Origin of the sequence: Pseudonocardia sp. DSM 110487 (assembly GCF_019468565.1) — a bacterium.
In the GTDB taxonomy this organism is placed as follows: Bacteria; Actinomycetota; Actinomycetes; order Mycobacteriales; family Pseudonocardiaceae; genus Pseudonocardia.
Window position 1 is genome coordinate 6,846,315 of record NZ_CP080521.1, and the last position, 19,972, is coordinate 6,866,286.

General features: G+C 73.8%; 14 protein-coding genes. 5 read left to right on the top strand and 9 right to left on the bottom strand.

Translation table 11 applies throughout. From position 1 onward, the window contains the following. Positions 1–1,302: 1,302 nt before the first annotated feature. From K1T35_RS31980 to truB, 7 genes are all read right to left on the bottom strand, one after another. Positions 1,303–1,782 carry a DUF456 domain-containing protein gene (locus K1T35_RS31980; protein ID WP_220255499.1) on the bottom strand — a complete coding sequence of 160 codons (480 nt, stop codon included), beginning with the start codon at positions 1,780–1,782 and terminating at the stop codon, positions 1,303–1,305. Positions 1,783–1,894: 112 nt separating this feature from the next. Beyond that, entirely contained in the window at positions 1,895–3,229 is a 1,335-nt protein-coding gene (locus K1T35_RS31985) for a pitrilysin family protein (RefSeq protein WP_220255500.1), read from the bottom strand. Next, positions 3,226–5,478 carry a polyribonucleotide nucleotidyltransferase gene (locus tag K1T35_RS31990; RefSeq protein WP_220255501.1) on the bottom strand — a complete coding sequence of 751 codons (2,253 nt, stop codon included), beginning with the start codon at positions 5,476–5,478 and terminating at the stop codon, positions 3,226–3,228. The genes K1T35_RS31985 and K1T35_RS31990 overlap by 4 nt, the downstream gene beginning before the upstream one ends. 194 nt (positions 5,479–5,672) lie before the next feature. After that, positions 5,673–5,942 carry a 30S ribosomal protein S15 gene (gene rpsO / locus K1T35_RS31995; RefSeq protein ID WP_220255502.1) on the bottom strand — a complete coding sequence of 90 codons (270 nt, stop codon included), beginning with the start codon at positions 5,940–5,942 and terminating at the stop codon, positions 5,673–5,675. Positions 5,943–6,075: 133 nt separating this feature from the next. Then, positions 6,076–6,618 carry a helix-turn-helix domain-containing protein gene (locus K1T35_RS32000; protein ID WP_220255503.1) on the bottom strand — a complete coding sequence of 181 codons (543 nt, stop codon included), beginning with the start codon at positions 6,616–6,618 and terminating at the stop codon, positions 6,076–6,078. Positions 6,619–6,763: 145 nt separating this feature from the next. Beyond that, positions 6,764–7,690 (bottom strand): bifunctional riboflavin kinase/FAD synthetase, encoded by a 927-nt coding sequence (locus tag K1T35_RS32005; RefSeq protein ID WP_220255504.1) that lies wholly within the window; start codon positions 7,688–7,690, stop codon positions 6,764–6,766. A gap of 59 nt (positions 7,691–7,749) precedes the next feature. Beyond that, positions 7,750–8,625 (bottom strand): tRNA pseudouridine(55) synthase TruB, encoded by an 876-nt coding sequence (truB, locus tag K1T35_RS32010; protein ID WP_255620982.1) that lies wholly within the window; start codon positions 8,623–8,625, stop codon positions 7,750–7,752. An 85-nt stretch (positions 8,626–8,710) separates the two neighbouring features. Between truB and K1T35_RS49205 the strand changes: the two genes are divergently transcribed. Together K1T35_RS49205 and K1T35_RS32015 are read left to right on the top strand one after the other, a co-directional pair. Next, entirely contained in the window at positions 8,711–10,345 is a 1,635-nt protein-coding gene (locus K1T35_RS49205; RefSeq protein WP_255620983.1) for an ABC transporter ATP-binding protein, read from the top strand. After that, a complete protein-coding gene (locus K1T35_RS32015; protein WP_255620984.1) occupies positions 10,342–12,075 on the top strand; it encodes an ABC transporter ATP-binding protein in 1,734 nt (577 codons plus the stop codon). Before K1T35_RS49205 ends, K1T35_RS32015 begins: the two co-directional genes overlap by 4 nt. Before the next feature lie 99 nt (positions 12,076–12,174). On the opposite strand, the gene K1T35_RS32020 is transcribed toward K1T35_RS32015, so the two are convergent. After that, the gene (locus tag K1T35_RS32020) at positions 12,175–12,846 is read right to left on the bottom strand and encodes a DUF5995 family protein (RefSeq protein WP_220255507.1); all 672 of its coding nucleotides are present in this window, start codon (positions 12,844–12,846) and stop codon (positions 12,175–12,177) included. 212 nt (positions 12,847–13,058) lie between these two features. On the opposite strand from K1T35_RS32020, the gene K1T35_RS32025 reads away from it, so the two are divergent. Further along, the gene (locus tag K1T35_RS32025; RefSeq protein ID WP_220255508.1) at positions 13,059–13,619 is read left to right on the top strand and encodes an RNA polymerase sigma factor; all 561 of its coding nucleotides are present in this window, start codon (positions 13,059–13,061) and stop codon (positions 13,617–13,619) included. A 682-nt stretch (positions 13,620–14,301) separates the two neighbouring features. Here the strand turns inward: K1T35_RS32025 and K1T35_RS32030 are convergent. Continuing rightward, positions 14,302–17,265 (bottom strand): LuxR family transcriptional regulator, encoded by a 2,964-nt coding sequence (locus K1T35_RS32030; protein ID WP_220255509.1) that lies wholly within the window; start codon positions 17,263–17,265, stop codon positions 14,302–14,304. A gap of 145 nt (positions 17,266–17,410) precedes the next feature. Between K1T35_RS32030 and K1T35_RS32035 the strand changes: the two genes are divergently transcribed. Beyond that, positions 17,411–18,196, top strand: coding sequence for a DUF5995 family protein (locus K1T35_RS32035; RefSeq protein WP_220255510.1), 786 nt, complete (start codon positions 17,411–17,413; stop codon positions 18,194–18,196). A gap of 42 nt (positions 18,197–18,238) precedes the next feature. Beyond that, positions 18,239–19,906: an ABC-F family ATP-binding cassette domain-containing protein gene (locus K1T35_RS32040; RefSeq protein WP_220255511.1), complete on the top strand. Its 1,668-nt coding sequence runs from the start codon at positions 18,239–18,241 to the stop codon at positions 19,904–19,906. Positions 19,907–19,972 lie beyond the last annotated feature (66 nt).

The window sequence follows — 19,972 nt, forward strand, 5'->3', positions numbered from 1 at the left end:
CACAGGTGCGTGTGATCGCCGCTGGGGACGCTAGTACTCCAGCCGGACTTCGTGATCATTCCTCTGATCGCAGGGCTCAGGCCGCATCTCGGCACGGCGGAGCTGCCGGCGCAACCCGTGCCGGCCGGCGCAGCCCGTCGTAGGTCAGACACCCCGTCGACGGGGTACGCCGCCCGAGAACGAGCGCGCCGGGGCTCCAAAGAGCCCGGGCTGGGTGGCTCGGCGAGCCTGTGATCATCAGGTCGGCGCCTTTCCCGACGTGGGACGTCGGGTTTCGCGCCGATCCGCTGATCACCGTCGCGGTGCGTTCCGCGGAACGCTCCCGGGAAGTGCTGCCGGGTGCCGGACGCTTTCGTGGGCGCGCCGTTCCCGGCACCGGGTAGCCCCCGGGCCGCACCCGCCAGCCGAGGGCTGCTGTCGTAGCGATCCGGTTCACCTCGACCCCGTCGCCTTCCGGGGGTGGCTGGGTTGGGTGCACTACCGAATCATGTGGTTGCGCGGGCGGCCGTCCCCGACGCGGGGGCACGCCCGTCCGGGACGAGACCACCGCAGTTGGGTGCAACGCGACTGGCTGTGGTCCCGTCGTCGCCTTCTGGCCACCCCTGGAATCTGGGGTGTGACCAGTGGTACCGAGACCTGGGCTGCACCCGGAAGCCGGTGTGTTCTGACCGGGGAGACACCCCTGCAGCGGGTGTCCGGTCCTGCTGATCATGGACCTGCGCGTGGGCCCTGCCCCTGGGGTGGTCCGGCCGTGATCATCCAGGAGCGGGGCTGGGGGGTGGAGGGTCGGGACCACAGCCAGTCGCGTGGCACCCGGCAGCGACGGTCTCGTCGGGAACGGGCCTGTGCCCGCGTCGGGGACGGCCGCCCACGCAACCCCACTAATCGGTAGTGCACCCAACCCAGCTACCCCGGCAAGGCGACCGGGTCGATGCAGCTGGCGGAACCACACGCGAAGCCCGGACCACGAGGCGGGGCGCCGGGCGACCCGGGCCGGGAACGGCGCGCCCACCGGCAGGCAACCGACCAGACCGACCCGATGGACCGACACGATCGCACCCCGGGCCGCCAGGCGCCCGGGCCGGCGGCGAGCAAGATCCGAACTATCGGTTGCCCACGGCTGCCCCCGCAACCATGAGCACCCGAAACTCCGGATCATGGAAGCGAAGATCGCAAGTAGCGGGTGCTCATGGTTGTCGCCACAGCCATAGCGACCCGATATCTCGGATCATGGGCGCGGCCACCACCGAACGGCCCCAGCAGCAGCGCCGAACACCAATGATCACAAATCCGGCTGTAGCCCTAGGCGAAGACCAGCGCCCCGACCCAGACCGCCGCCGCGATCAGCCCCGTGGCCATCTCGATCACGATGCTCCAGCCCACGGCCGCCAGCGCCCTTCGGGTGGACGGCCACGCGACCTCGTGCCCGCCGAGACGGGCCAGCTCGGAGAGGTAGACCCCGAGCACGAACCCGATGAAGAGACCCAGCACCGGGATCACGAAGAACCCGACCACGCCCAGTACCGCGCCTGCCGCGATCGTGCGGCCGGGCACACCGGAGTCGCGCAGGCGCCGTCCTGGCAGCAGGTACTTCACCACCGACCCGACGAGCACGATCGCGACGACGATCCCCAGCACGATCCAGGCCACGGCGTCGGCACGGGCGATCGCCCACACAGCCACGCCCGCCACCACGAGCACCAGCCCTGGCAGGATCGGCAGCGCGATCCCGACGATGCCGACGACGACCAGCACCGCGGCGAGAACGGTCACGACCTCCACACCCTGATGATGTCACGGCCCGACCGCCCGGCCCGGCCCACGCGCGGACCCAGCCCGCGACTCGCCTGCAGCCAAACCGCGACTCGCGTACACGGAGACCGCGACTCGCGGGCTACGCCAGGGAGCGGAGGGAGTCCGGGAGGTCCTGCTCGTCGTCGTACGGCCCGACCACCGCGGCCGTGAGCGGGGCCGCCAGTAGCTCGGCTGCGAGCGCCTTCACCTGGTCGGCGGTGACCGCGGTGATGCGGTCGAGGCTCTCGGTGATCGTGCGCTGCCGGCCGTGGTCGAGCTCGGAGCGCCCGATGCGGTTCATCCGCGACGGGGTGTCCTCCAGCCCCAGCACGAGGCCACCGCGCAGGTTGCCCTGGGCGCGGACGAGCTCGTCCGTGGTGAGGCCGTCGGCGGCCACCTCGGCGAGGACGGCCCGCACGACCGTGGCGACCTCGTCGACGCGCTCGGGGGCGCACCCCGCGTACACCGAGAAGCTGCCCGCGTCGGCGTAGGAGGAGAGCGCCGAGTAGACGGAGTACGCCAGGCCGCGCTGCTCGCGGACCTGCTGGAAGAGCCGGGAGCTGGGCCCGCCGCCGAGGGCCGTGTTGAGCACGGTGAGCACGGTGCGCCGCGGGTCGTGGCGCGAGAGGCCGGGCACACCGAGCATCAAGTGCGCCTGCTCGGTGTCGTCCGGCCGCAGCACGACGCGGGGTCCGAGGGCCAGCTGCGCGGGTGCCGGGCGGCGCGGGGGCACCGGCACGGCGTCCCCGGCCCGCGCGCCCGCCGCGGCCAGCGCGCTCGATACGAGCTCGACGACCTCGGCGTGCACCAGGTTGCCGGCCGCAGCAACCACCATCCGCGGGGTCGTGTACTCGCCGCTCCAGAACTGGTGCAGCGTGTCCCGGGTCATCCGGCGGATCGACTCCTCGGAGCCGATCACCGGCCGGCCCAGCGGGTGGTCGCCGAACAGCGCCTCGTCGAACAGCTCGCCGAGCAGGTCCTCGGGGTCGTCGTCGCGCATCGCGATCTCCTCGAGCACCACCCCGCGCTCGATCTCGACGTCCGGCGGCGCCAGCGTGGCGTCGGTGACGACGTCGGCCAGCACGTCCACCGCGAGCGGCAGGTCGGTGTCGAGCACGTGCGCGTAGTAGCAGGTGTGCTCCTTGGCGGTGAACGCGTTGAGGTCACCGCCGACCGCGTCGAACTGCTCCGCGATCTCGACGGCGGTGCGCCGACGGGTGCCCTTGAACAACAGGTGCTCGAGGTAGTGGGCCGCACCCGCCTGCAGCGACGACTCGTCGCGGGAACCGATGCCGATCCAGATCCCGATCGATACCGACCGCACGCCCGGCACCGTCTCGGTGACGACGCGCAACCCGCCGGGCAGCTCGGTGCGCGAGACGCCGCCGGGGGCGGGAGCCGCAGCCCCCGCCCCCGGCGTCAGAACGCCCGTCAACTGGGTGAGACCGCCTCGGCCTCGTCGTTCTCGGCAGCCGCTTCCGCCGGGGCGGGCGCGGTGCCGTTGGCCGACTCATCGGCCACCGGGATCAGGCTGATCTTGCCGCGGTTGTCGATGTCGGTGACCTCGACGCGGATCTTGTCGCCGACCTTGACGACGTCCTCGACCTTGCCGACCCGCTTGCCCTGCCCGAGCTTCGAGATGTGGACGAGGCCGTCCTTGCCGGGAACGAGCGAGACGAAGGCGCCGAACGCGGCCGTCTTGACGACCGTGCCGAGGAACCGCTCGCCGATCTTGGGCAGCTGCGGGTTGGCGATCGCGTTGATCATGCCGATCGCCTCCTCCGCGGAGGGGCCGTCGGCGGCACCGACGTAGATCGTGCCGTCGTCCTCGATCGAGATGTCGGCACCGGTCTTCTCGGTGATCGAGTTGATCATCTTGCCCTTCGGGCCGATGACCTCGCCGATCTTGTCGACCGGCACCTTGATCGCCGTGACGCGCGGCGCGAACTGGCTCATCTCGTCGGGCCGGTCGATCGCCTCGCCGATGACCTCGAGGATCGTCAGGCGGGCGTCCTTGGCCTGCGAGAGCGCCGCTGCCAGCACCTCGGACGGGATACCGTCGAGCTTGGTGTCCAGCTGCAGCGCCGTGACGAACTCGGACGTGCCTGCGACCTTGAAGTCCATGTCGCCGAACGCGTCCTCGGCACCGAGGATGTCGGTGAGCGCGACGTAGCGGGTCTGCCCCTCCACCTCGTCGCTCACCAGGCCCATGGCGATGCCCGCGACCGGCGCCTTGAGCGGCACACCGGCGTTGAGCAGCGACATCGTGGACGCGCAGACCGAGCCCATCGACGTCGAGCCGTTGGAGCCCAGCGCCTCCGACACCTGCCGGATGGCGTAGGGGAACTCCTCGCGCGTGGGCAGCACCGGCAGCAGGGCCCGCTCGGCCAGCGCGCCGTGGCCGATCTCGCGGCGCTTCGGAGAGCCCACCCGGCCGGTCTCACCGGTGGAGTAGGGCGGGAAGTTGTAGTGGTGCAGGTAGCGCTTGTGCGTCTCCGGGCCCAGCGAGTCGATCTGCTGCTCCATGCGCAGCATGTTCAGCGTGGTGACGCCCATGATCTGGGTCTCGCCACGCTCGAACAGCGCCGAGCCGTGGGCCCGCGGGACGACCTCGACCTCGGCCGACAGCGGCCGGATGTCGGTGATGCCACGGCCGTCGATGCGGACCTGGTCGCGCAGGATGCGCTGGCGCACGAGCTTCTTGTTCAGCGACCGGAACGCGGCGCCGAGCTCCTTCTCGCGGCCCTCGAACTTCTCGCCGAGCGAGGAGAGCACTGCGAGCTTGACCTCGTCGAGCTTCGACTCGCGCTCCTGCTTCGGACCGATCGTCAGTGCGGCGGCGAGGTCGTTGCTGCCCTCGGCCTCCACGGCCTCGAAGACGTCGGGCTGGTAGGCCGGGAACGTCGGGTAGTCCCGCGTCGGCTTGGCGGCGACGTCGGCCAGCTGCTGCTGCGCGACGCACAGGCTGCGGATGAACGGCTTGGCCGCCTCCAGCCCGGCCGCGACCACGTCCTCGGTGGGCGCCTGGGCGCCGCCCGCGACGAGCTCGATCGTGGAAGTGGTGGCCTCGGCCTCCACCATCATGATCGCCACATCGTCCCCGACGACCCGACCGGCAACGACCATGTCGAACACGGCGCGGTCGAGGTCCTCGTGCTGCGGGAACGCGATCCACTGGCCGTCGATCAGGGCGACCCGGACACCGCCGATCGGGCCGGAGAACGGCAGCCCCGACAGCTGGGTGGACATCGACGCGGCATTGATGGCCAGCGCGTCGTAGGGGTCCTGCGGGTCGAGGCTCAGGACCGTGACGACGATCTGGATCTCGTTGCGCAGGCCGTCGACGAACGACGGGCGCAGCGGCCGGTCGATGAGGCGGCAGGTGAGCACCGCGTCGGTGCCCGGGCGGCCCTCCCGGCGGAAGAACGAGCCCGGGATCTTGCCGATCGCGTACATCCGCTCCTCGACGTCCACCGTGAGCGGGAAGAAGTCGAAGTGCTCCTTGGGCTGCTTGGACGCCGTGGTGGCGGACAGCAGCATGGTCTCGTCGTCGAGGTAGGCGACGACGGATCCGGCGGCCTGGCGCGCGAGGCGCCCGGTCTCGAACCGGACGGTGCGGGTGCCGAAGCTCCCGTTGTCGATGACGGCACTGGTCTCGTGCACGTCCTCAAGAGGGTCGGTCATGAGGTCCTTCTTCTCGGGACCCACGCCGCACCGGCTGATCCTCGGCCTGAGCCGGTCTTCGATCGAAGCTTCCGGGACTCGAGTCCCGGGAGCCACTACCGAGGACCGGCGGATCGTCCGCGGCGGGCGTGCGTCATGGAGTTGGTGAATGTGCTGCCGGCCCGGACCGAGGAGCAGGTCCGGGCCGGCGGGTGTCAGCGGCGGAGGCCGAGACGCTCGATCAGCGACCGGTAACGCGCGACGTCGACCGAAGCGAGGTACTTCAGCAGCCTGCGGCGACGGCCCACCAGCAGCAGCAGGCCGCGGCGGGAGTGGTGGTCGTGCTTGTGCTGCTTGAGGTGCTCGGTGAGGTCGCTGATCCGCTTGGTGAGCAGCGCGACCTGCGCCTCGGGCGAACCCGTGTCGCCCTCGTGGACACCGTAGGTGCCCAGGATGGTCTTCTTCTCTGCGGCGTCGAGTGCCACGTGGTGCCTCTTCCTTCGTGATGTGCCGTGAGGCCCGCATCCCCTGCGGCGGGGGCGGAAGACGGTGCACGGCCGCCACGGACTGCAGCCGGACCCGGTACTCCACGTTACCAGGCACGATGCCGCGGGACCCTCACGCCCCCGGGCGACTCGCCGCCTGCCGCAGGACCTCGGCGAGTTCCGGGAACGTCGGGCCGAGCGCGGCCGCGGCCGCGGCCAGTCGAGCCGGCTCGGACACCCCGCGCAGCACCGCGGCCGCCGTGCCGTCGCGGGCCGCCCGCTGCGCGCGGTGGCCCGGCGTGCGCGGCCCGCTCGCCCGCTGCCCGTTGCCCCGCTGCCCGTTCCAGTACCAGCGCGCCTCGGCGATCTCGGCGAGCAGCGCGTCGACGGTGTCCCGGTCGCCGGGGGTGGAGCGCAGCCCGTGGCAGCGCTGGTCGAGCAGCAGCATCCGCGCGAGCACCGCGGGATCACCGATCTTCACGCGGCGAGCGCTCACCAGCTGGCTGAGCATCGCGGGGCTCATGCCGAGCGTGCGGGCCAGCCTGGCCTGGGAGATGCCGAGCGCCCCTGTCAGGCGGCGGACCCGCTCGCCGAGCGGGGCGCCGTAGAGCTCCCGCTGCCGTTCCTGGTTCTCGATGAGCCAGGAGCCCGTCGCGTCCCCGCCCGTGTCCGCCATGAACAGGATGCTCGCAGGTCCACCGGCAACTCCGTGGGCGAACCGAGAAACTGTGCCGATCGTTCGCTCCGCGGGCTCCGCTCAGCGTCGATGGTTCGCTCCGCAAGCTCCGCTCAGCGCCGATGGTTCGCTCCGCAAGCTCCGCTCAGCGCGCGAGCAGCTCGCGGGTGCGTGCGACGTCCCGGTGCATCTGCTCGACGAGCGCGGTCACGTCGGTGAACCGCTCCTGCCCGCGCAGCCGGTGCACGAAGTCGAGCGCCACCTCGAAGCCGTAGAAGTCCTCGTCGACGTCGAGCACGTACGCCTCGACGGTGCGCACCTTCCCGGAGAAGGTGGGGTTGGTGCCCACCGAGATCGCGGCCGGGAGCGCCCGGTCCTTGATCTCGAACAGCCCCGCGTACACGCCGTCGGCAGGCAGGGCGGTGAACGGTGCGGTGGCCAGGTTCGCCGTGGGGAAGCCCAGCTCGCGGCCGCGCCGGTCGCCGTGCACGACCACACCCTCCACGCGGTGCGGCCTACCGAGCGCGGCCGCGGCGGCATCGACGTCGCCCGCGTCGATGCAAGCGCGGATGTAGGTGGACGAGAACGTGATGCCGTCGTCCGTGATCAGCTCCAGTCCCTCAACGCCGAAGCCGAACCGCTGGCCGAGCCGGGTCAGCAGCGCGACGTCGCCCGCCGCCTTGTGGCCGAACGTGAAGTTGCGGCCCACCACGACGTCGGCCGCGTGCAGCCGCTCCACGAGCACCTCGTGGGCGAACTCGGCGGGCTCGGTGCGGGCCAGCTCCGGGGTGAACGGGAGCACGCAGAACGCGTCGACACCGAGCGCGGACACCAGCTCCGCCCGCCGCGGCAACGTGGTGAGCCGCGCCGGGTGGCTGCCGGGGCGCACGACCTCGGCCGGGTGCGGGTCGAACGTCACGAGCACGGCGGGGAGCCCGCGCTGCCCGGCCCGCTCGACCGCGCGGCCGATGAGCCGCTGGTGCCCGCGATGCACGCCGTCGAACACGCCGACGGTGACGACGCTGCGCCCCCAGCCGGTCGGCACGGCCTCCAGCCCCCGCCAGCGCTGCACGGGATGAGCCTACGAAATGCCCCGCGGCAGGCGCCGGGCGGGCGCCGGGCCGTGTCAGATCAGGTCGCCGCTGGGGCCAGTACCACCAAGGGGCGGGCCTGGGGGCCCTTGTCCGTCACCAGCGCCAGTGCGCGGCCGTCCGGGGCGAAGACGCCGTACGTTCCCGGCTCCCCCGTCGCCGGGAGGGGGCGGCCGTGGGAGATGTCGGCCGCCTGGGCGGCGTCGAGGTCGCGGCGCGGGAAGGCCAGTGCGACGGCCGCGTCCAACGGGACGACCGCGGACTGGTCGGCCTCCAGTGCCTCGAGCGTGCTGGCGTGGTCGAGGGCGAACGGGCCGACGCGGGTGCGGCGCAGCGCCGTGAGGTGCCCGCCCACCCCGAGCGTGGTGCCCAGGTCACGGGCGAGCGCGCGCACGTAGGTGCCCGATGAGCACTCCACGGCGACGTCGAGGTCGGCGCCGCGGCGGGCGAGCAGCGTGAACTCCGAGACGGTGACCGGCCGAGCGGCGAGCACGACCTCCTCGCCGGACCGGACGCGAGCGTAGGCGCGCTGCCCGTTCACCTTGATCGCGCTGACCGAGCTGGGCACCTGTTGGATCGCCCCGGTCAGCGCGGCGATGCCGGCCGCGATCGCGGCGTCGGGGACGCCGCTCGCGTCGGCGGTGGCGAGCACCTCGCCCTCTGCGTCGTCGGTACGGGTGGTGACGCCGAGGCGGATCGTGGCGGCGTAGGCCTTCGTGTCGAGGGCCAGGTGGCCGAGCAGCTTGGTGCCGCGCCCGACCCCGCACACGAGCACTCCGGTGGCCATCGGGTCGAGCGTGCCGGCGTGACCGACCTTGCGGGTGTGCAGGATCCGGCGCAGGCGGGCGACGACGTCGTGCGAGGTCAGCCCTGCGGGCTTGTCGACGATCACGAGGCCGGGGGCTGGGGCGTCCACCGCGTGATTCTCGCAATCCCCGCGCCCGCGGCCGGACCCACCGGATAGCGTCGTCGTCGCGAACTGCATGTAGGGGGACCTCGGAATGATGCCGGTCACGGCTGGCGGAGTGCTGCGGCGCGGGGCGGGCGCCCGGCCGCGGGAGCTCGGCCTCGCCGCGTTCCTCGTGTCGCTGCACCAGCTGGCCGAGGCTGCCGTGCCGGTCACGGTGGGCTGGGTGATCGACCTGGCCGTGGTCGGTCGCGACTCCGGCGCGCTGGTGCGCTGGCTCGCGGTGGTCGTCGCGGTGTTCGCGGTGCTCGCCTCCAGCGCGTTCTTCGGGTACTTCCTGGGCGCGCGCACGGTGCGGATGGCTGCGCACCGCATGCGGATGGACGTCGCTGCTCGGGTATTGCACCCGGCGGGCGGCGCGCCTGGTCGCTCCGGCGAGCTCGTGAGCACGGCCGGGTCCGACGCCGACCGCGCGGGCCAGGTGTGCTGGGTCATCGGCGGCGGGACGGCCGCGCTGGCCGCGCTGGCGGGCGGCGCCGTCGTGCTGCTCGACGCGTCCGTCGTGCTCGGGCTCGTGGTGCTCGGCGGGGTGCCGCTGGTCCTGCTGTCCTCCCGGCTGCTGGCCCGGCCGCTGGTCGGGCGCGCCGAGGCGGAGCAGGAATCGCTCGCCGCGGCCACCGCGGTCGCCACCGACGTGATCACGGGCCTGCGGGTGATCAAGGGGATCGGCGCCGAGGAGGCGGCGGGCGAGTCGTACCGCACCGCGAGCCGCGCCGCGCTGCGCGCCCGCCTCGCCGCGGCCGACCTGAACGGCGGCTACCTCGGGGCCACCAACGTGATCACCGGGCTGTTCCTTGTGGCGGTCGCATGGGTCGGCGGCCGCCTCGCCCTCGACGGCGCGATCAGCATCGGCGAGCTCGTGGCAGGCGTCGGGCTGGCGCAGTTCCTGATCGGGCCCCTCGAACGGCTCACCGAGCTGGGCGCGTTGCTCGCGGGCGCCCGCGGATCGGCCCGCCGCATGGCCACCGTGCTGGCCGCGGCGCCCGCCGTCACGGAGGGCACGGGCACGCTTCCCGCACGGCCGGACGGCGCGCTGCGGGTGCGGCTGGCGGACGGCCTCGCCGTCGACGTCGCGGCGGGCGAGCACGTCGGCGTGGTCACGCTGCAGGCGGCCGATGCGGCCGCCCTGCTCGACGTCCTCGCCCGCGACGCCGACGCGCCCGTGCAGCTGGACGGCACCGACCTGCGGGAGGTCGGGCTCGACGAGGCCCGCCGGGCCGTGCTCGTCGCCCGGCACGAGGCCATCCTGTTCGAGGGCACGGTCGCCGACAACACGGGGCGCGATCCCGCGCCGCTGGCCGCGGCGGCCGCCGACGAGGTGGTGGAGACGCTGCCGGAAGGGCTCGACAGCGACGTGGGCGAGCGCGGACGCACCCTCTCGGGCGGGCAGCGCCAGCGCATCGGGCTGGCCAGGGCGCTCGCCGAGCACCCGCCCGTGCTCGTGCTGCACGACCCCACCACGGCGGTCGACGCCGCCACGGAGCACCGCATCGCCATGGGCGTGTCCACGCTGCGGGCCGGGCGCACCACCGTGGTCGTGGCGTCCAGCCCCGCGCTGCTCGCGCGCTGCGACCGCGTGCTGCTGGTGGACGGAGGCGCCGTCGTCGCGTCCGGGTCGCACTCCGAGCTCGTGGCCGACGCGCGCTACCGGCAGGCGGTGCTCGCGTGAACGTGCTCCCGATCGCGACGCTCGCCCGCACCCGGGGCGCGCTCGGCGACCTCGTCAGCCCCCACCGCGGGCTGCTGGTCGCCACCGTGACCACGCTGGTCGCCGCATCGGTGGCGATGCTCGTGGTGCCACCGCTGCTCGGCCGGATCGTCGACGCCGTGATCGCCCGCGGAGCAGCCGGCCTCGTCGACGGCCTCGCGCTCGGCATCCTCGCCGCGCTCGTGGCGCGTGCGGTGTTCTCGGCGCTCGGATCTGTGCTGGTGGCGCGCCTCGGCGAGCAGGTGCTCGCCACGCTGCGCGAACGCGTCGTGCGGCGCGCCCTCGACGTGCCGCTGGCCGACGTCGAGCGTGCGGGCACCGGCGACCTGCTGCAACGCGTCGGCGGCGACATCTCCGTGATCTCCGAGGGCATCCGCAGGGCGATCCCCACCGTGGTGATCTCGCTGCTCGACGTCGGGCTCACGCTCGTCGGGCTCACCGTGCTCGACTGGCGCCTGGCGCTCGCCGGGCTCACGCCGCTGCCGATCTGGGTGCTGGTCTCGCGCTGGTACATGCGCACGTCGGGCCCGCTCTACGCGGCGGAGCGGCGGGCCGAGGGCGAGCGCACCCAGTCACTGCTCGCCGGCGTCGGCGGGGCGGCCACCGTGCGCGCCTTCCGTCGCCGATCGGCCCAGCTCGCCCGCATCGACCGGCATTCCGTGGCGGCCGTCGACGCCTCGCTGCGCGCGTCCGACGCCGAGCGGAAGTTCGGCCTCGCCATGAACGGCGCGGAGCTGCTCGGCGTGCTCGCCATCCTGGTGACCGGCTTCTGGCTGGTCCGGGCCGACGCCGTCACGGTGGGTGCCGCCACGGCCGCCGCGCTGTACTTCCTGCGGCTGTTCGACCCGATCGGGGTCATGCTCTACCTGCTCGACGAGGCGCAGTCGGCAGGCGCCGCGCTGGCCCGGCTGGTGGGCGTGGCCGACATGCCGGCCCCGCCCGCGCCGCGACAGCCCCGAACCCCGGCCCACGCCGGCGTGCGGCTCACCGGGATCCGCCACGCCTACGACGGCGGGCCCGAGGTGCTGCACGGCATCGACCTCGAGGTGGCGCCCGGGGAGCGGGTGGCCGTGGTCGGCGCGAGCGGTGCCGGTAAGACCACGCTCGGCGCCGTCCTCGCCGGGGTGCACACGCCCGTGGCGGGCACCGTCGAGATCGGCGACGTGCCGCTCGGCGAGATCGCCGACGTGCGGCGGCACGTCGCGCTCGTCACGCAGGAGGTGCACGTGTTCGCGGGCACGGTGGCCGACAACCTGCGCATGGCCCGCCCGGACGCCACCGACGACGAGCTCGCCGCCGCCCTGACGACCGTCGACGCCCCGATGCAGCTCACCGACGTGGTGGGCGACGGCGGCGACGAGCTGTCGGCCACCCGCGCCCAGCAGCTCGCGCTGGCCCGGCTGGTGCTCGCCGACCCCGCCGTCGCCGTGCTCGACGAGGCCACGGCCGAGGCCGGCAGCGCGGGTGCCCGCACGCTCGAACGGGCCGCGGCGGCCGCGCTCGCCGGGCGCACCGCCGTGGTCATCGCCCACCGGCTCACGCAGGCCGCAACGGCCGATCGCGTGGTTGTGCTGGAGAAGGGTCGGATCGTCGAGTCCGGCCCGCACGACGAGCTGGCCGCGGCCGGCGGCAGCTACGCGGCGCTCTGGACCGCGTGGGCCGCCCCACGTAACCCCGGTTCGGGAGCGTAGCGAGCGACCATCCATTGCAGCGCGGTCGCGAGGGTGCCCAGTGAGCGGATACGCGGGCCGAGGCCCGCGTATCCGCTCACACCCCCCAACCCGCCCGGGTCAGCCGCTCCCCAACAGTGCCCGGGCGACAAGCGCGGCGCGCCAATCGAGCGCCGCACGTTCCTTCTCTGCCTCCGACGGCCTGCCGCGGAGCGTCCACAGGTGTTCGGCCTGCCGCCAGCACTCGCTGCGCGAGAGCAGCAGCGCGAGCCCGCTGGCGTCGTCGCGCGACTGGGAGTCGGTGGCCGCGGCCTCGTTGGCGAGCCTCGCGATCTGCGCGGTCACCGCCTGCACCACCGCCTGCTCGACGGGGCCGGGGCTGAGGCCGAGCAACGTGCATGCGCTCACGACCGCCGGTGGGAGGTCGAAGCAGACGAGCGCGTGGGCTCCCGCGAGCGCGGTTCGGGCCGGGTCGCCCGTGCCGCCCTCCCACCGAGTCAGCAGAACCTGCCACACCCGCGGCGCGCCGCTCCCCCGTGCGTGCGCGCGAACGGCCCGCAGGTAGCGCCGCGCCAGCTCGGCCACGAGGGCCGCCCTGAGCTCGGTGTCGAGCTGCGCGGCCGCGTCGTCGGGTGCCGCGACGGCGGTCAGGAGTCTGCCGACGGGGCCGGCCCCGTGGCCCCGCACCCCGGCGTCGGCGCCTTCCTGCAGCCCCGCCACGGCATCGACGACGCCGCCCGGGCGGTCCGGATCCCCCGTCTCGACCGCCTCCGACTCGATCGCCACCAACACCGTTCCTCCTCGTCGAGGCACTTTCGCGGACGGCCTCCTGTCCTCCGGCGTGGGTGCCGGCGACGGGGAGAGCCATCCCGGGCCCGCGTAGATACGCGGGCCCGGGATATAGAGCGTCCTTTCTCAGCCGCGTAAGGCGTTGACCTGACGACAGGGCCCCTCGCTCAGCCGAGTCTGGTGCGGTACGCCGTCCCACCTGCGAGGAGTCTGCGATGACCGTGCCGTCCTCCACCGGTAACGACCAGCTGCTGCGCTCGGCCGACGGCGGCGACGAGCGGGCGTGGACCGAGATCGTGGAGCGCTACCGCGGCCTCGTGAGCGCCGTGGTCCGGTCCTACCGGCTGCAGGACGCCGACGCGCACGACGCCGAGCAGCGCACCTGGCTGCGGCTGGTGGAGCACCGGGACGCGGTGCGCGACCCGGAGCGGCTCGGCGGCTGGCTGGCCACCACTGCGTCGCGGGAGTGCCTGCGGATCTTCCGGGAGAGCCGGGCCGTCGTCACCGACGAGCTGGACGCGGTCCCCGACCCGCACCGCACGGTGGAGGACCAGGTGGTGGACGCCGACACCGTGTCACGGCTCTGGATGATCGTCTCGGCGCTCCCCCCGCGCGGGCGCACGATCATGATGGAGCTCTTCGCCGAGGAGCCGCGCTCCTACGCGGAGGTCGCGCAGGCCACCGGGATCCCGATCGGGAGCCTGGGCCCGAGCCGGGCCCGCCTCATCGACCGCGTTCGCCGCTCGTTCGACTCGGACCTGGTGGTGGGGGTCTGACAGAGGTTCTCTCGGCGGCGGTCGCGGGCGAGTCGGTGCCCCGCATTCCGCGGAACGCGGGGCGGCGGAAGGGGCTGCTTGCGGTGGGCCTTCGGTGGCGGGCCCGTCCAGGGCCTTCGGTGGCGCCACGCAGTGTGCGGGGCCGCCGAAGGCCCGTCCCACGGACATGATCAAGGCCTCGGCGCGAAAACGGGCGAAAACCGCCCGGGAACGCGCCGAACCTCCGATCATGAGCCCATACCGGCCCATGATCGCAGCGAGGTGCACCTCACGGTCCCCGGCGGGGCCATCACGTGCAGCTCGGAACGAGCTTCCCAGCTCACGCACCCGTTGTCGGCCCACGCGGCCCGTCGACCGGCCGCGTGAAGCCAGAAAGGGTGCGCCAGCACAAACCAGGTGTGCGAAGGCAACAAGATCCGGCGACTCCGCCTCCTGGCGGCGCCGCGCGCCCCACCGGGCAGGCCCCGGCCTGCCCGCTCTGCTTGCCCGAGGGGCCGCAGAGGCTCCCAGGTCAAGGGTCGCGCAGCGATCGCGAAGCGACGCGCAGCGCCCTTGACCTGGGAGGGGCGGCCCCGCACACTGCGCGGCGCCGCCAGGAGGCCTGGCCCGCAACAACCCGTCCCAGGGCGGCGCTTCCTCCGCGAACCGCGAATGTCCGCCACCGGCGATCATGCCGCGATCACTATGAGCCCCGCCGGCGCGCCAGCTGGGGCCTCGCGCGCATCAGCACCGCGCTCGCCTGCACGCGGCTGTGCACGTGGAGCTTCGCGTAGATGCGGCTGATGTGGACCCCGACCGTCTTCTCGCTGATGAACAGCCGCTGGGCGATCTCCCGGTTGGTGTGGCCCCCGGCCAGCTCGGTCAGCACCTCCAGTTCGCGCGCGGTGAGGGCGGCGAGCTCGTCGTCGGTGGCGATCGGCGCGGCCGGTTCTGGCGCGGGCTCCGCCTCGCCGATGCGCACCCGCGCCCGGTCCGCGAGGTCGGCGATCTCGACGAGGAGCGGGGCCGCCCCGAGCCGGTTCGCGATCTGCGCGGCGTGGCGCAGCGACTCGGCCGCCACGGCCGAGTTCGCCCTCGTCGCGAGGAGCGCCTCTGCCCTCCGCAGGTGCGCGTACGCCGCCGGGTAGGGCTGCCTGCTCGCCCGCCAGATCTCGGCGACGCGTTCCCACGCCTCCGGATCGGAACTCCCCGCCGCGCGCCCGTCCTCGGCGGCGGACATCTCCACGAACGCGAGCACGACGTCGCGCACGGCGGGCACCGACGCCGCGGCGATGCGGGCCAGTTCGGCCGCGTGCCGGCGCAGCCGGACGTCCGTGCCGTCGTCGGGCCTGCGCATCGCGAGCCGGGTGAGCTCGGCGCGGGCGCGCGCGCCGTGCCAGACCAGCGGGGCGACGAGCCAGACGTCGTCGGAACCCCGCTCGACGACGTCGAGCCCGGCCGCGACGTGGTCGAGCGCGAAGTCGGGACGTTCCCTCCACATCGCGAGGCCCGCCCACAGCGTGAGCAGCGGGAGCCGGTAGCGCGGGCCGAGCGTGGCGGCCGAGAGCGCGGCCACCGCCTCGAGGTCGTCCTCCGCGGGGCCGAACCGGCCGCGCCCGGTGTGCAGGCGGGCCCGCGCCAGCCTCAGTTCGAGCGCCTCCGCGCCGGCCGGGGCGAGCTCCCACGCCTCGGCGATCGTGTCGTCCGCCTCGTCCCAGCGCCCGATGCGGAACAGGCCGTTGGCCGCCACGGCGAGCATCCCCGCTCCGGCGCTGCGCGCGAGCCCCAGCTCGTGTGCACGGTCGGCGCCTGCGCGGGCGATCGCGATCCCCCGGTCCAGCTCGTTCAGCGGGCCGGACAGCAGCTCGGCGAGGCTGCGGTGGGCCCGTGCGATCTCCAGTGGCTCGCCCGCCCGCTCGGCCACCGCGATCGACTCCCGCAGCGCGGCCTCGCCCGCCACCGGATCCTGCAGGTAGGCGAGCCCGAAGCCGAGCGTCGCGAGCGCCCGTGCCTCCTGCACCGTGAGGCCGATCCGGCGGGCGAGTGCCAGCGCGCGCCGGGCGGTCTCGTGGGCCGCGGTGTAGTCGCCCGCCGTCCAGAGCGCCGACGCGTGGCCGCCGAGCACCTCGGCCCGCTCGCGCTCGGCCCCCTCCTCAGGGAGCGCCGCCGTCGCACGGCCGAACGCCTCGGCGGCCTCGGCGCCGCGTCCCGCCGCCACCAGGTACTGGCCCGTGCGGGCGTGGAGCAGGGCTGCCTCGACATCGGGCGCTCCGACGTGCACCGGCTCGAGCAGGTCGAGCCGCTCGGCCAGCAGGGCCACTGCCTGGTCGGCGTCCCCGGCCAGGTGGGCGGCCTCGGCCGCGCGCTCGAGGCACCCGGCCCGTGGGACGGGCGGCGCGGCGACCTCGCCCGCGAGCCGGGCGGCGCGCAGCCAGTGCCGGTGTGCTTCCGCGTAGCCGCGCACCCGGTCGGCCGCCTCGGCAGCCGTCACCGCGGCGGCGGCGGCGCGGTCCCGGTCGCCCGCCTCGTACCAGTGGTGGGCCAGCCGGGCGTCGCCCCCCGGCAGCTCGCGGGGCTCCAGCGCGGTGGCGTAGCGGCGGTGCAGGTCCATCCGCTCCCCCGGCAGGAGCTCGCCCACCACCACGTCGGTCATCAGCCCGTGCCGCAGCCGGTAGCCGTCGGCCGCGGCATCCACGACGACCACACCGGCGTCCACGCTCTCGCGGAGGGCGTCGAGCAGCCACGGCCCGCCGTCCAGCACGGCCTCCAGCAGGCGGTGCGGCAGGGGCCCGTCGGCGAGCGCCACCGCCCGCACCGTCCGCAGCGCCGACGCGGACAGGCGCTCGACGCGGGAGAGCACGAGCTCGCGCAGCGTGGTGGGCAGGCCTGTGGGGTCGCCGTCCACCGCGGCGCGCAACGTCTCCTCGGCGATGAACGCGTTGCCCGCCGACCGCATCCACACCAGCTCGACGAGATCGGGACGCCCCGGCTCCACGGCCGCCACCAGACCGGCCACCGCGTCCCGGCTCAGCGGCGGCACCTCGATCGTCCGCACCTGGCGGTGCCGTGCGAGCTCCCGGATCACGGTTCGGGCGGCGCCTGCCTGCGCCGAGGCGCCCGGCTCGGTCCGGTGCGTGCCCACGAGCAGCACGCGCTCGTCGGCGAGGTTCGCGACGAGGTAGGCGATCAGGTCGAGCGTGGAGCGGTCCGCCCACTGCACGTCCTCGACCACGAGCACGAGGACCGATTCGAGCGCGAGCCTCAGCACGACGCGGTGCAGGAGCTCGAGGGTCTGCACGCGGGCGAGCGGGGCGGGCACCGTCGACCGCAGCGCGAGCAGCTCGTCCAGCTGGTCCGACCACGGCGCGAGCAGCAGCCGCACCTGGTCGCCGCGCGGCGAGCGCAACAACGCGCGCAGTGCGGAGGCCACCGGCCAGAACGGCGGACTCTCCGCGATGTCGGTGGCGGCGCCCAGCAGGACGGTGGCCCCGGTGTCCTCCGCCCTCGTGACGAGCTCCTGCACGAGGCGCGTCTTCCCGACGCCGGCGTCGCCGCTGAGGAAGATCGTGGACATCCGGCCGTGCCGCACCGATTCCAGCGCGGTCATGAGCTCGCCGAGGTCCTCGTCCCGGCCGACCAAGGGGCGCACGGGCCATCGGTCGGTCACGCCCCGCGACGCTACTGCCCCCGTCGATCCGGTGACCAGGCCACCACCCCGTCACGCCGAGAGAGCCGCGGACGAACATGATCGGAGGACGTATCAGGCGCACCTCGGGGTGCTCCTCGACTGGAGGAAACGGAAGGAGTTGCCGGTGGGAGAGATCACGTACGAGTCGGTGCCGAAGGGGAGCACGCAGCGCCTGGCCGAGCTGGCCGGGGACTCGCCGCCGACGACCATCCCCGAGGTCATCAGGCGGCTGACGGAGATCCGGGACTACGCGGCGAGCACGTCGCTGCTCGGGGAGAACGACGGCATCGCCGCGTTCTCGAAGCTCTACCACATCATCACGCGGCGGGTCGGCGAGATGGTCGAGAGCGGGGAGTTCAAGTCCTCGCCGTTCCTGGTGCGGCTCGACATCGAGTTCGCCGAGCGGTACTTCCAGGCTCTGCGCCGCTACGCCGCCGACATCCACACCGCGCCCGGCGTGTGGCGGGCGCTGTTCGACAACCGCAGCGACCCGAAGGTGCCGCCGGTGAACTTCGCGGTGCTCGGCGTCAACGCCCACATCAACTACGACCTCGCGCACGCGCTCATCGCGACGTGGCGCCACGTGGAGCCGGACGGCGAGGGACCGGACAGCGAGCAGTTCCACGACTACCGCGTCATCAACGAGGTGTTCGAGATGGAGATGGACGGGCTGCGCGAGGAGCTCGACTCGATCTTCTCGAACGGTCCCGACGGCGCGCCGTGGGACGTCGGGGCGAACTGGCTCGCCGACCTCGTCGTCACGTTCACGCGCGACCTCGCGTGGGACGAGGCGAAGCGGGTGTGGAAGGCGGGCGCGTCCCCCGAGGTATGCAAGGCGTCCGAGCGCAGGCTCGACTCGATGGCGACGTTCCTCGCGGAAGGTGTGCTCCGGCTGCCCCTGCCGGTCTGATAACCGGTCGACCGGGCAGCGCCGCCCCCGCACCATGTGCGGGTGGGTCACATCGAGGCGATGGCCGTCGAGCACCGGTTGCCCGACGGTCGCACGCTCTTCTCCGACGTCTCCTTTCGCGTCGGGGACGGCCGGAAGGTCGCTCTGGTCGGGCCGAACGGCGCCGGCAAGACCACGCTGCTGCGGATGGTCGCGGGCGAGCTGACCCCGGTGGCCGGGAGCATCGCGCGCAGTGGCGGGCTCGGGGTGATGCGCCAGTTCATCGGCTCGATCAGCGACGCGAGCAGCCTCACCGACCTGGCGCTCTCGCTGGCCCCGCCAGCGGTCCGCGCCGCCGGGGAGCGGCTGCGCGCCGCCGAGCGCGCACTCGCCGACGACGAACGCTCCCAGCTGCGCTACGCCGATGCCCTCGCGGCATGGGGCGAGGCCGGCGGATACGGCGCAGAGGTGGAGTTCGACACGGCCGCCGTCGCGGCGCTCGGCCTGCCCTGGGACCGGGTGCGCGACCGGCGCGTCGCCACGTTGTCGGGTGGCGAGCAGAAGCGGTTCGCCCTCGAGCTGCTGCTGCGCGGCCCGGACGAGGTGTTGCTGCTCGACGAGCCGGACAACTTCCTCGACGTGCCCGGCAAGCGCTGGCTGGAGGAGCGCCTCGCGGAGTCGGCCAAGAGCGTGCTGTACGTCAGCCACGACCGGGAGCTGCTCGCCCGCACCGCGGAGCGGGTGGTCACGGTGGAGGCGGGATCAGCATGGGTGCACCCTGGCGGCTTCGCGTCCTGGCACGCGGCCCGCGTCGCCCGCCACGACCGGCTCGACGAGCTGCGCCGCCGCTGGGACGAGGAGCGGGCCAAGCTGGAGCGACTGGTCGTCTACTACAAGACGAAGGCGGCGTTCAACGACGGCATGGCATCGCGTCTGCAGGCCGCGCGCACCCGGCTGGCCCGCTTCCTCGAAGCGGGCCCGCCGCCGGAGAAGCCGCGTGAGCAGAACGTCCGGATGCAGCTGCGCGGGGCCCGCACGGGCAAGCGGGCCGTGGTGTGCGAGCAGCTGGAGCTGGCCGGGCTGACCTACCCGTTCGACCTCGAGGTCTGGTTCGGCGACCGGGTTGCGGTGCTCGGCGGCAACGGCACCGGAAAGTCGCACTTCCTTCGGCTGCTGGCCCGTGGCGGCACCGACCCCGAACCCGGCACCGTTCCCGCGAGCGGGCTCGCTCTCGCGCCGGTCGGGCACGACGGTGTGGCCCGGCTGGGCGCGCGCGTGCGTCCCGGCCACTTCTCCCAGACCCACGACCGCCCCGAGCTCGCCGAGCGCACGCCGCTCGACATCCTGGTCGGCGGCGACGCCGACCGGGCGGGCATGACCCGCGGCGACGCGATGAAGGCACTCGCCCGCTACGAGCTCGCCGGCCAGGCCGAGCAGCGGTTCGACACCCTCTCCGGGGGCCAGCAAGCACGGCTGCTCGTGCTGCTCCTCGAGCTGTCGGGGGCCACCCTGCTGCTGCTCGACGAGCCGACGGACAACCTCGACCTCGCCTCGGCCGAGGCGCTCGAGCAGGCGCTCGTCGCGTTCGAGGGCACCGTGCTGGCGGTCACCCACGACCGCTGGTTCACCCGCGGCTTCGACCGCTTCCTGCTGTTCGCGGGCGACGGCGAGGTGCGGGAGACGCCTGAGCCGGTGTGGGAGGCACAAGACCGCTCAGCCGTTCGGGTGTGAACCGGGCCACCTTCGGGTGATCGACGATCACCCCTATGCTCGCCCTGATCGACACGGAGCGACCCG